This window comes from Shimia abyssi (assembly GCF_003014475.1).
In the GTDB taxonomy this organism is placed as follows: domain Bacteria; phylum Pseudomonadota; class Alphaproteobacteria; order Rhodobacterales; family Rhodobacteraceae; genus Shimia; species Shimia abyssi.
Genome location: NZ_PYGJ01000015.1, coordinates 41,647 through 53,308, shown reverse-complemented (window position 1 = coordinate 53,308; position 11,662 = coordinate 41,647). Strand labels below are relative to the sequence as shown.

11 protein-coding genes are annotated in these 11,662 nt (G+C 53.9%); 4 read left to right on the top strand and 7 right to left on the bottom strand.

Annotated features, from left to right (window positions below):
- Positions 1 to 54: 54 nt before the first annotated feature.
- The 7 genes from CLV88_RS18130 to CLV88_RS18100 all read right to left on the bottom strand — a co-directional run bounded on the left by CLV88_RS18130 (position 55) and on the right by CLV88_RS18100 (position 7,676).
- Complete coding sequence (locus CLV88_RS18130) at positions 55 to 1,152, bottom strand: CaiB/BaiF CoA transferase family protein (protein WP_106609825.1); 1,098 nt, start codon at positions 1,150 to 1,152, stop codon at positions 55 to 57.
- A gap of 25 nt (positions 1,153 to 1,177) precedes the next feature.
- Complete coding sequence (locus tag CLV88_RS18125; protein WP_106609824.1) at positions 1,178 to 2,326, bottom strand: acyl-CoA dehydrogenase family protein; 1,149 nt, start codon at positions 2,324 to 2,326, stop codon at positions 1,178 to 1,180.
- 12 nt (positions 2,327 to 2,338) lie between these two features.
- On the bottom strand, positions 2,339 to 2,758 hold the full coding sequence (locus CLV88_RS18120; RefSeq protein WP_106609823.1) for a MaoC/PaaZ C-terminal domain-containing protein: 420 nt from the start codon (positions 2,756 to 2,758) through the stop codon (positions 2,339 to 2,341).
- Positions 2,755 to 3,225, bottom strand: coding sequence for an FAS1-like dehydratase domain-containing protein (locus tag CLV88_RS18115; protein WP_106609822.1), 471 nt, complete (start codon positions 3,223 to 3,225; stop codon positions 2,755 to 2,757). Before CLV88_RS18115 ends, CLV88_RS18120 begins: the two co-directional genes overlap by 4 nt.
- Complete coding sequence (locus CLV88_RS18110; protein WP_106609821.1) at positions 3,225 to 4,409, bottom strand: lipid-transfer protein; 1,185 nt, start codon at positions 4,407 to 4,409, stop codon at positions 3,225 to 3,227. The genes CLV88_RS18115 and CLV88_RS18110 overlap by 1 nt, the downstream gene beginning before the upstream one ends.
- A gap of 108 nt (positions 4,410 to 4,517) precedes the next feature.
- Positions 4,518 to 7,106: a hybrid sensor histidine kinase/response regulator gene (locus tag CLV88_RS18105; protein WP_106609820.1), complete on the bottom strand. Its 2,589-nt coding sequence runs from the start codon at positions 7,104 to 7,106 to the stop codon at positions 4,518 to 4,520.
- Between the two features lie 48 nt (positions 7,107 to 7,154).
- Positions 7,155 to 7,676 carry a putative pterin-binding protein gene (locus CLV88_RS18100; protein WP_243403717.1) on the bottom strand — a complete coding sequence of 174 codons (522 nt, stop codon included), beginning with the start codon at positions 7,674 to 7,676 and terminating at the stop codon, positions 7,155 to 7,157.
- Between the two features lie 247 nt (positions 7,677 to 7,923).
- Here CLV88_RS18100 and CLV88_RS18095 point away from each other — a divergent pair, with 247 nt between their 5' ends.
- The 4 genes from CLV88_RS18095 (at position 7,924) to CLV88_RS18075 (ending at position 11,620) form a co-directional block, all read left to right on the top strand.
- Entirely contained in the window at positions 7,924 to 8,541 is a 618-nt protein-coding gene (locus tag CLV88_RS18095) for a response regulator transcription factor (RefSeq protein WP_106609819.1), read from the top strand.
- A 98-nt stretch (positions 8,542 to 8,639) separates the two neighbouring features.
- A complete protein-coding gene (locus CLV88_RS18090) occupies positions 8,640 to 9,416 on the top strand; it encodes a DUF2092 domain-containing protein (RefSeq protein ID WP_106609818.1) in 777 nt (258 codons plus the stop codon).
- Between the two features lie 658 nt (positions 9,417 to 10,074).
- Entirely contained in the window at positions 10,075 to 10,563 is a 489-nt protein-coding gene (locus tag CLV88_RS23185; RefSeq protein WP_133169992.1) for a peptidoglycan-binding domain-containing protein, read from the top strand.
- Positions 10,564 to 10,705: 142 nt separating this feature from the next.
- A complete protein-coding gene (locus CLV88_RS18075; RefSeq protein ID WP_106609815.1) occupies positions 10,706 to 11,620 on the top strand; it encodes a lipid A-modifier LpxR family protein in 915 nt (304 codons plus the stop codon).
- Positions 11,621 to 11,662: the final 42 nt, after the last annotated feature.

Sequence of the window (11,662 nt, the reverse complement as noted above, 5' to 3'; positions counted from 1 at the left end):
GTTTATGGGGCGCAGAAGCTACGCCTACGTATTTTTCGTAGCAGACAAGACACCTCAGGTTTTGTTGTTCAATTCGCTTTCAAGTTTTTTGAGAATGTTTGCCGTGTGCTGGCCTCGTTGAGGGGCGGGGCGTGGTCTTTGGATATGGTTATCAAAACGCGGGGCCGGTGCTGCTTGCAGATCTCCGTTTGGAGTTTGCCAAGTACCCCGCTCGATCATGTGTGGTGAACGGGCAGATTCGTCAGGTGAAAGCACCGCTGCCACACAGGCGTCGGTGCCTGCGAACAGCATTTCCCAGTGGATGCGAGGTTGACGGAGAAAGATTTTAGACAGGTTTGTCGTAAGCGTCGGCCAACAGGACTTGTTCATCTGGTCGCGGAAGTCTGGATCGGCATCGAGTTCCATGATGCGCAGAAATTCGGCGTAGAATTTCGGTTCGAGACATTGCACAGAGACAAAGCCGTCGTCAGCGCACGCGTAAGTACGGCTCCAGTGAGGGCCATCGAGCAGGCTGTTTCCTCGGATAGGAGAGAGACCGCCGGATTGCCGGATAGCCATGAGCAGGTTCATCATATGAGCAGAGCCGTCGACAATGGCGGCATCGACGACAGTGCCTTGCCCTGTGGCACGGGCGTTGAGTATTCCTGAGAGTATTCCGATCACTAGGTAGAGCGCACCACCGCCGATGTCGCCGACGAGAGTGGCGGGGGCGATAGGCGTACTACCCGGTTCTGAGGCGTAGTGTAGAGCGCCGGACTGAGCGATGTAATTGAGATCATGCCCAGCAGTTTTGGCGCGTTCACCGGTTTGGCCCCATCCTGTCATTCGGCCATAGACGAGGGCGGGATTGTCCGTGTGGCAGGTTTCTGGGCCTAGGCCGAGACGTTCCATCACGCCAGGGCGGAAGCCTTCGATCAGGGCGTCGGCCGTTTTAATGATTTGTTTGGCGGTAGCGAGGTCGGACGTGTCCTTGAGGTCTAATTCGATGGAACGTTTGCCACGGTCAAGGATTGAGGCGTCGGTGGTGACTTGGCCCGAGGTGGCTTTGCGATGGATAGTGATCACATCGGCGCCAAGATCGGCGAGTGTCATCGCAGCAAAGGGGGCCGGGCCGAGACCTTCTATTTCGATGATGCGGATGCCTTTGAGCATACTCTGCCTCCCCTGGCCGGTCGTTTTAGTCTCTGTCCAGTCCGCGTGCGATCAGTTCTTTCATTATCTCGTTGGTACCGCCGTAGATCTTTTGTACGCGGGCGTCAGTGTAGAGTTCGGAGATCGGATATTCGGACATGTAGCCGTAGCCCCCAAAAAGCTGCAGGCATTCGTCGATGACCTCGCATTGGGTTTGAGTGCTCCACCATTTTGCCATGGCTGCCTTTTCGGCGGTGAGTTGCCCTAGGTCGAGTTCGACGAGGCATTGGTCCATGAAAGCAGCGAGTATGTCTACCTTTGTGGCCACTTCTGCGAGTTTGAACCTGGTGTTTTGGAAATCCATAATGCGTTTGCCAAAGGCGCGGCGTTCCTTGACGTATTCCAATGTCATTTCGAGTGCACATTGTGCGGAACCGAGAGCAGAAAAGCCTATTATGAGGCGTTCCCAAGGGAGTTGTTTCATGAGCTGGTAGAAGCCTTGCCCCTCTTCGGCGCCGAGCAGGTTGGTTAACGGTATACGCACGTCGGCAAAGTTGAGTTCGGCTGTGTCGTTGCGTTTCATGCCCATTTTCTTAAGGCGGCGGCCAACGGAGTAGCCATCCAGCTGTTCAGTTTCGACGATTATGAGCGAGACGCCGCGTCCCTTGGCCGTTGGGTCGGTTTTGGCAACGAGCAAAAGGAGATCGGCGCTACCACCGTTGGTGATGAAGGTTTTTGAGCCGTTGATAAGGTATTCATTGCCGTCGCGGATCGCGGATGTCTTAACCGCCTGAAGATCGGAACCGGTACCGGGTTCAGTCATGGCAATGGCAGCAATTTTATCTCCTGTTGCGAGGCCGGGGAGCCAGCGGGCTTTTTGATCGTCGGTGCCAAAAGCGGAGATATAGTGGGCAGCTATGTTGTGTACGCCAAATCCCCAGCCAATGTCGCCTGCCTTGGCCTGTTCAAGCAGAGTAACGGCGTCAAAGTGGCGTGAGAGGCCGAGCCCGCCGTAATCTTCGGGGAAAGTGGCTCCAAGGATGCCAAGCTTGCCTGCTTTGGCCCAGACGGGTCTGGGGATGGTGCCGGCTTTGGTCCATTCGGCGAAATTGGGCACCAGATCCTCCGCGAAAAACCGACGGACGGTTTCGGCGAAAGCGTGGTGCTCCTCTTGCATCCAGAGGTGGTTGGGCATCGGAACCTTCCTTTATGGGACGCGGACTGTGGCGTCTCCTTTCAACGCTTGCGTGCCATCATTGATGTGAGCAGCAAGGCGCAGGCGCAAGTAAGACGTGGCGTCCTGCTCAAAGCATTCTATGACGCAGGCGGTGCAAGTGAGGCTGGCGCCAACGGGGATGATCGCGGTGAAACGAGTAGAAAGAGTGGCGATGTTTTCTGAGCCAACCCAGTCGGAGACAAGTCGACCGAGTTGGGACATTGCTAGCATTCCGTGCGTGATGACATCATCCAGGCCTGCGGCAGTGGCGAAATCCGTGTCTATATGGATCGGGTTGTGGTCTCCTGAAGCGCCGGCATAGAGCGCGAGGGTTTGGCGCGAAATTGGTCCGAAAGTGAGCGGTGGGAGGGTGTCCCCAATGTTAGCAAGTTGCGGGGTTGGGTGTGTCATTTTGGCAATTTGTGAATGAGGTCACGTTTTGTGGTGACTAGGGGGCCGCGGTCAGTGTGAACGATGTGCTGATAGATGCGTGCGATTTCGAGGGTGCCACCGCCAGCGTTAGATACACCGGCAAACTCAGTAGTGACCTCAACGGTTTCGCCCGCAAAAATAGGCGCGTGGTACGTGTAGCTTTCACCGCCATGCAGAAGATAGCGCATGTCAGCGCCAAGGCGTTTGAGGCTGTCGCATCTACCTTGGCGAGCTAGGGATTTGTCGGCCAGGGATGCTATGACAACGGCGTAGGTGGGAAGAGCCAAAATGTCGGGGTGCCCGGCAGCATGGGCGGCAGCCGGATCGAGATGAACTGGGTTTGTCTCGCCAATTGTTTCAGCAAAGAACAGCATTGGACCACGTTCCAGTATTACAGAGACAGGTCCGATGGTTTGGCCCATGAGCGAGCGGTCAAAGAGGGCCATCAGGTAGCTTGATAGAGGGTGACAACGCAGGCACCACCAATTCCAAGATTATGTTGAAGGGCGATACGCGCGTCGTCGACTTGCCGTGCTTCAGCTGTGCCGCGCAGCTGATGGGTCAACTCGTAGCATTGGGCCAGACCGGTGGCACCAAGCGGATGGCCCTTGGAAAGGAGACCGCCGGAGGGGTTGGTCACAATGTTACCGCCATAAGTATTATTGCCATCTGCAATAAATTGCTGAGCATTTCCTTCTGGGCAGAGGCCGAGAGCCTCATAAGTTATCAGTTCGTTGTGGGTGAAACAGTCGTGTAATTCAATGACGTCGATATCGTCAGGGCCAATTCCTGAAGTCTCACTGACCGCGTCGCGAGCGGACTTGGCCATGTCGTATCCGACAAGCTGCATCATGTCGTGCGCCTCGAAGGTCGAGGGCGTGTCGGTCGTCATGGACTGCGCGGTAATCTTCACTTTGGCCGAGAGCCCGTGTTTGAGGGCAAATTTTTCAGAGCAGAGTATCGCAGCCGCGCCGCCGCAAGTAGGAGGGCAGGCCATGAGGCGAGTCATGACACCGTCCCACAGCATCGGCGCTGCGAGGACTTCTTCTTCGGAGATCTCTTTGTTGAAAAGTGCCAATGGGTTACGCACGGCATGACGGCTGGCCTTTGCTCGGATGCGGGCGAAATCAGACAAAGTGGTGCCGAATTTTTCCATATGAGATTTGCCGGCCCCGCCAAAGTAGCGTAAGGCCACAGGGATCTGAGCGTTGCCAACCAGCGCATCGGTTTCAGTGTCAAAATCATCAAATGGCGTGGGGCGGTCGAGCCAGTGCGAGCCTAATGCACCAGCCCGCATCTGTTCAAATCCAACGGCCAGAACACATTCGGCCACGCCGTGCTCAATAGCTTGCCGCGCTAGGTATAGAGCGGTCGAGCCAGTGGAACAGTTGTTGTTTACATTTACGATGGGAATGCCAGTCATGCCCACATTATACAGCGCCTTTTGACCGGATGTGCTGTCGCCGTAGACGTAACCGGCATAAGCCTGTTGTACGTCGGAGTACGTGATGCCAGCGTCAGTAAGCGCGTTGCGGATCGCGGCAGCGCCCATTTTGTCGTAAGTGTCGGATGCGCCGGGTTTGGTGAACTTGATCATGCCGACACCAGCAACAATGGCGTGTTTGGTCATTGTGGCTTCCTTTGTGTTTTGGCAATCCGAACCGGTACGAAAATATTACCGGAATGACACAAATTATCAAATCGTACTGCACTGAGTGCATAAGCTACGAATGGTTGCTCATGAGACAAGCGTTAACTTTCTTAATGCTGTGTACGTTTTTTGCCATACGTCCGGTAACTCGGTAAGATATTTGGCCGTTTTTTCTTGGTTTTGCGATTGGGCCGCGTTTTCTAGATCGAGAAGAGTGTTTCGAAGTGCGGTTGTTCCAAATATAGCGGCGCTCGACGCGTGTTTGTGCGCCAAATTGCGAATAGTGTCTGCGTCTAAGTGAGCCGAATTGGCACCACAAAGTTGCTCAACAACTTCTGAGACTTCGGCTTGAAAACGTCGGACCAACGGGAGGAGGACTTCATCTCCCAAACTGGTTCGGGTTGAATCCAATTGATCAGAATCGAGAATTTGAGGTCGCTGGAAAGCCCACATTTGCGCGCCTGCAGAATCGGTGCGGATTCGAGAAAGCGTCGTACGCAGTTGTTCGCGGTTTAGGGGCTTAGACAAAAAGCCATTCATACCGGCCTTGGCAAAATCGTCCTGAGCGCTAGCCATGACGTTGGCTGAAAATGCAATAATGGGCGTGTATCGCGAAGCCGCGTTATCCGCACGGATGCTTTGTGTCGCCTGAAGCCCATCCATCACCGGCATCGATATATCCATGAGGATAGCGTCGAATAGATCGTCGCGCGCAGCGCGAACTCCAGAGGCTCCATCAGCCACACACAAGACGCTATGCCCGTCGTTTTTGAGCATTTCACAAGTTACGGCGCGGTTTATTTCATTGTCTTCTATCACAAGTATGTTGAGTGGTTTGATGTGGTCTGCAGGCTGCAGGTTTGTTTTGTGTGTTGATCGCCTTGAACTAATATCCAAAGGCAATCTGAACCAGAACACACTCCCAGTGCCTAGAGTGCTTTCAACTCCGATTTCGCCACCCAATGCTTCAACAATGCGCCTTGAAATGCCCAAACCGAGACCTGAACCTCCAGCCGTCCGCCCGAAGGAGGCGTCCTGAGTGACGAAATCCGCAAAGACTTTTTCTAAGTCTTCTTCGGGTATGCCAATCCCGGTATCCACGACGCGGGTTTCCAACGTGATCTTATTCAACATGTTCGGGATTGGCGTTGCTTCGAGTTCAATTATTACCTGTCCTCCGTCCGTGAATTTTATGGCATTCCCCAAAAGATTTAGAAGAACTTGCTCAAGTGCGGAAGCGTCGGTTATTATCCACCGCGTCGGCAGTCCAACCCACCGCCATGAGATGTCGGTGCCCGAGCTTGCGGCGAGACCGCGTTGACCGTCGATCACATTTTGGATGAGCGCTGACAGGTCTGTTGTTTCTAATGAAAACGCTGTCTTTCCGGCCTCAAAACGGGCGAGGTCTAGAACGCTGTCGACATGCCGCATCAATACGTTTCCAGAAACGGTCATATTGCGAATGTATTGAGATTGTGACTGCGTCAGTGGTGTCTCATTCAGCAAACTTAAATTGCCCAGAAGGCCATTTAAGGGCGTTCGGATTTCGTGGCTCATCACTGTCAGAAACCCTGCCTTTGCCTTTTCGCCGGCGAGCGCCCTGTCGCGGGCTTCAACCAACTCCTGCTCATCGGCAACGCGTTTTGAGATATCGCGCACGAAAGCAACATAAAGTGTTTGGCCACCATCTGACGCGTTTTGAAGCGCGATTTCTGCTGGAAAGGAAGTGCCGTCGTTTCGAAATGCGTCAAGTTGCATTCGCCCTTGGCCGACAATTTGGTTTTTAGGATAAGTGTTTCCAAAGAGTTGAGGGCCACGAAACCAGTTTAAATCATCGGAAGCGAATAAGTCACGGATTTGAATGGTTCTGGCAGCCGTTTCGGATATATCAAAAATGGCTTGCGCTGCTTCGTTGAACTCGACGATTTTTCCGGAAAAATCAGTTACGATTACGCCGTCCAAAGACGTTGTCAGAATTGTATTCATGCGTTGATTGGCTTCGGCAAGAGCAACGCCGGTATCTCTCGTCTGACGATAAATCGTGAGCATGTAGAGTACTAAACCAACCAGCGCGGCGACCAGCATAACGGCCAAACCACCAAGTCGAATAAGCGCGAATGCAATTTCTTGACGTCGCTCGTCCGAACGCTGTGCGAAACCTGCCAGTCCGACCACAGCCAATTTGCGAACATCAAGTCGCATAGTATCGGACAACTCCAGAAGTTGAGGGAGGTTGGCGCGCAAACTCGTGTCGTCGCCATCAATGATTGGAATGACCTCATCTAGATACGACTGGAGCTCAACTAAAGATGTCGCAAAGGGGCCGAAGCTGGTGATCTGGTCCAGCATTGGTGAACCATAGAGGGTTTGCACGCGTGTATATAAAATATCGAACTCGATACGGACGTTTTCGATGTCGGCATTGGGTTCATAGATGCTTAGCGTGATCGCGTTTATCAAGTCGAGCATTTCAACTTCGACCTGAGTTACGGTCCACTGGATGTTGTCGGAACTTGTGTCTTTCAGTCGTTTAAGGTTGTTGAGAACGTCTGCGGTCAAAAAAACGCCTATGACCATCAAAGCAATTGCAATTGCTGCGAGGAAGCTGCCAAGGCGCAGTCTCTGGCCGACATCCGACAGAAAACGTTCTGCCAGCAAGGCATTAACGCGACGCATTTGACTGTATTTTGGAATTGAATTACCCCCCGGCCAACCAAGCTGAGGTTATTCGAGTATCTCAATTCTGTCGAGTTGCCAGACGCTTCGTGTGTATGTCAATTCGTTTTGGTACTTTGCAGATGAATCGTAGGGGTAAACGATCCAAAGCGGTCCTCTGTTCCGGCGGGTCATAGGCTCCCCGTCCATCTCGTACGCTATAATTGGAGCCTTTTCGTCTAGCTCCGACACGCTGAATTCGGCCAGGTAATCATTGATCGCCCAAGCGTCGACAGTACTGCCTGAAATCCCCAGATTATCAAGCAGTACTGCCAGCGGTACACCCGTAAACTCGCGAACCCCTTCGGTCCACAAGGTGGTAGTAGAGAAGCTTTCAGACGGTAATGCCCTCAACATCTCAAGGTCGAACTGAGCCGTGTCTCCCGAGTTCGTCGCGCCAATTTTGCCCGACACGGTCAGTATGACGCGTCCGGTTGGCTCAACCATGGCGTCCTCTGCCCAGAGGGCAGTCGTGAGTGGTTGCATGAGGCCGACGATCAAGGCGATTATCGCCCATCTCAAAATGCGCATCTGCTCGGGGTCCTCATTCTTTGTCTGATTTTTATGCCATAGTCTTGATATTTGCAGAATTGGGCAAATGGATAATGACCTATCCAGAAGGATAGGAGCGCTGCCACGGAAGGTAAATGTACGAGAATTAGGGTTACGTAGTTGTGGCGACCGAATACGTGGGTATTCGTGGGGAAAACTCCGTTATCAGGTCTTGCGCGTAGTAGGGCGCGATGCGCTATATTAAAGGCAATTAGAGGAAGATATTTTGAAGATCCTTGTTGCAGATGATCACGGGTTGTTGCGTGATACCTTGGTGGCTTTTGTAGCCAGCGCCGGTGATGCGGAGACACACACCGCCCCAGATTTAAATGGCGCATTGGATGTGGTCGTCGACCACGGGCCGTTTGATTTGGTTTTGCTTGATTATAATATGCCGGGCATGAACGGCTTGGACGGATTAGAAAAAATGCAGGCGCTGGAGGGAGCGCACCACGTTGCTTTGTTGTCCGGCGAGGCCAGCCGGAGTGTGGCAGAGGCCGCTCTTGAAGCTGGGGCTGCAGGTTTTGTTCCAAAGACTCTTTCGGCGAAATCGCTCGTCAATGCCATCCGTTTCATGGTGAGCGGCGAACAGTATGTACCAGTTGATTTCCTGGCGAGCGGGACCGAAAGGAAAGATAGCCATCCTTTGGCGAGAACATTGACGATGCGCGAGATGCAAGTTCTAGAAGGATTGACTGAAGGCAAGTCGAACAAGGAAATAGCGCGCGATCTCAACTTGTCCGAGCCGACGATCAAGCTGCATGTGAAAACGCTTTATAGGAAGGTTGGCGCGGCGAACCGAACTCAGGCCGCACTGATCGCACGAGAGCAGGGATTGTTTTAGAATCCAGTTTGATTGGCCTAGCCGCCCGACCAAAGGTTTAGCCATTCCCTAATAGACGGCTATGGTGGTGCTCTGAGAACCGAGTCGGGGAGTGAATCATGAATTGCCGCAGAGCGTTTGTCATTTTTGGAGTGATCGCTTTTTCACAAGGCGCTGGCGCGCAAGACACTGGTGACCAGCTGATCGACCCGAAGGCGTTGGGGTTGGTCGAGAAGGCTACAGAGTATGTTGCGGAGCAAGGAAGTATTTCGGTCAGCTGGTTTGTGTCCTTCGATGAAGTAATAGACGGTCGCGAAGTTGTTACTCACATCCGAAGCGGCGACACGATTCTGGCGCGTGATGTTGGATACTATTCATACGCTGAGCAGGGCACCGACGTGCGTGAGTACTTTTTTGATGGTACTGTTCTGTCCGTACACTTGCTTGAACGTAATGCTTATGTGCAGTTGCCTTACTGGGGTTCATTTGATGCGCTGGCGGCGCGGATCGCACAAGAATTCGATACCGCGCTACCGATTTGGCAGGTGCTTGTGCGTGACAGCGCCGATCAGTTGTTAGGAGAGGTCACGTCGGCAGCTTATCTGGGTACAAAACGAATTGCAGGGAGAGACACACATCATATTGCCATGTCGACATATGAATATGATTTGCAGATTTGGCTCTCGGATGAGGCCGATACGCCGGTGCCGGTAATGATGGTGGGCACAGAACCCTATAAACAGGGCTGGCCTCAGTTTCGCGTGTACTTTCAGAACTGGAATTTCGAACCGGTGCTAAATGAGGAGCTATTTTCATACGAGCCTGACGCCAAGGCTACGCGCCTAGCTTGGCCAAAGGCGGACCGGACAGTGCGTTTCGATGCGGGAGGTGAGTAAGATGAGACGCATGATTGTTTGGATTGTCTCGTTTGCGATAGCGTTCACTCAAGGGCCGGTGGCCTTCATTGGCGGGTTTGGGGGGGCTGATCAGGCCTTTGCGCGTCAGTTGAGTGGACCAGGTGCTCGAGGCGGGTTTACACACAGACCGTCAGCCAGACCCGGCGGTGCCAAAACTCGGCCAGCGACCCGCCCGCCGACGGCACGACCTAGCGCGCCGGTGGCCCGGCCAAGCCAACCGGTCGCACGGCCAAGTCAACCAGTGACACGCCCGAGTGTGCCAGCCAATCGTCCCTCAACACGACCGGCGCGCCCTCCTTCTGCTCAATTGCCAGGTGCGGGGACAGGACCTTCGACTCGCCCCACGACGCGCCCACCCGGGACACGCCCACCAAGCGCAAGGCCACCTGGAAGCCGTCCGCCTGGGGCACGGCCTCCGGGCACACGCCCGCCAGGCACACGGCCACCAGGCGCAAGACCTCCAGTCGCACGTCCGCCTGGATATCGGCCGCCTGGGTACCGACCTCCGGCGTGGAGGCCGCCGTACTATCCTCCTCCCTATCCTAGACCGCCTCATTATCACTGGGGGTCGTACTATTGGTCCCCTAGTTGGGGGTGGTTTTTTACCGCCGCCATCGTTGGTTCGACGTTGGTATTTGTGACATCGCTCCCGGATGATAAAGATTGCGAGAAAGTCGAGGATGACGGCGAGACTCTGTATCTGTGCGATGGCGTTCTTTATCGTGCGACATATCAAGATGATGAACAGGTCTATGAAATTGTATCTGATCCGGTAGAGGAGGATAGCGCGGAGCCACAAAGTGTTATCGGCCTGGCTCTGACAACTCCAATGACGCAGGGCCAGATTGTACGTGATTTGCAAAACCGGTTGGTTGCGCTGGGCTATGATGTGGGCACGGTAGACGGAGTGTTTGGTACTGCGACGGAAACTGCCATTCTGTGGCTTCAGTATGACAACCAGATGGATCAAACCGGGTTCGTAGATCGCGACACTGCCGAGCATTTGGGTTTTGATGTTCCGCCCGCTCCGTCCACCGAGGACGGGACTGAAAAGGCGGACGCGGAGGCGGCAACAGAAGTCGAGACTGAGACCGAGGGCGGTGACGTGACGCTCAGCGACAACTGACACAATCGGGGCTCGGTATCGCTGAGCCCCGAACCGTAACTCGTTTGCTACAATTGGATGAAAAAACACCTAATCTTCTTGTCGTAAACGTTTGGAAGCGGTTACGACGATTGAGCCGTGGGGGCGTTAATCGGGGACCGATATGTTTGGCCGAGTTTTCGCCTGTTTTCTGGCACTTACCGCCAGCCCTAGTATTGCTGATATCGCTGGACGCGAGTTTTTGGGCTATGGCCGGATTATCGTCAATGACTTGCTGGGCGATGGGCGCGACCGTTGGCGCACAGGTTCGGCATCTTCGAGTCGTATCTGGGGGTATGGCTGGGATGGTCGGGTACCGGAAAAGGCCTTTGATCTGTTGGAGTTTCGGTTCGGTGGCGAGATAATTTCCCCAAGAAACATTAACGATTCTGGATCAGGAGACAGGCCTTGGGCTGGGGCATTGTCGTGGGGGTTACATACACATTTCCGATCCGGCGAGACTGAGTTTGCGATGGGGGCGGATCTGATAGCTATTGGTCCTATGACCCATCTAGATGATTTGCAAAGCGCCATTCATGATGCCGTAGGCATTCCAGGGCCGTCAGATACGGTGTTGGCGGGGCAGTTGCCCAATCAATGGACGGGGCGAGCCGTGGCTGAGATGGGGCGCGACTATGGTCTGGGCGAAAAGAGCGTTTTACGCCCATTTGCCGAAGCACGTCTGGGCGATGAAAGCTTGGTGCGCGCTGGATTTGATGTCACGCTGGGCCGGTATGGAGAGGGCGAATTGCTGGTACGTGATTGGGTGACGGGACATCGTTACAGAGCGGTCAAGAACCAGATAGCAGGCACCAGTTTTGTTATAGGTGCGGATATCGCCAAGGTGTTTGACAGTGTGTATCTGCCCGACGACCGTGGTTTGCAACTGACGGATACTCGCCAGCGCGCGCGTATGGGGTTTCACTGGCGGGGCAAAAAGAGTCATGTTTTTTATGGTGTTACTTGGTTGAGTGAAGAGTTTGTTGGTCAGGGGGAAGGCCAAGTTGTAGGTGCGATCCGGTTGGATCTTAAATTCTGAGCCGTTTTTGCATCGCTTTGTGACGCGCGTTAACTTTTTACA

Bases quoted from the DNA above. Each gene is read 5' to 3' on its own strand.
- CLV88_RS18125 (WP_106609824.1), bottom strand. From the start codon at position 2,326: ATGCCCAACCACCTCTGGATGCAAGAGGAGCACCACGCTTTCGCCGAA.
- CLV88_RS18090 (WP_106609818.1), top strand. From the start codon at position 8,640: ATGAATTGCCGCAGAGCGTTTGTCATTTTTGGAGTGATCGCTTTTTCA.
- CLV88_RS18075 (WP_106609815.1), top strand. From the start codon at position 10,706: ATGTTTGGCCGAGTTTTCGCCTGTTTTCTGGCACTTACCGCCAGCCCT.
- CLV88_RS18110 (WP_106609821.1), bottom strand. From the start codon at position 4,409: ATGACCAAACACGCCATTGTTGCTGGTGTCGGCATGATCAAGTTCACC.
- CLV88_RS18120 (WP_106609823.1), bottom strand. From the start codon at position 2,758: ATGACACACCCAACCCCGCAACTTGCTAACATTGGGGACACCCTCCCA.
- CLV88_RS18105 (WP_106609820.1), bottom strand. From the start codon at position 7,106: ATGCGTCGCGTTAATGCCTTGCTGGCAGAACGTTTTCTGTCGGATGTC.
- CLV88_RS18100 (WP_243403717.1), bottom strand. From the start codon at position 7,676: ATGCGCATTTTGAGATGGGCGATAATCGCCTTGATCGTCGGCCTCATG.
- CLV88_RS18130 (WP_106609825.1), bottom strand. From the start codon at position 1,152: ATGCTCAAAGGCATCCGCATCATCGAAATAGAAGGTCTCGGCCCGGCC.
- CLV88_RS18115 (WP_106609822.1), bottom strand. From the start codon at position 3,225: ATGGCCCTCTTTGACCGCTCGCTCATGGGCCAAACCATCGGACCTGTC.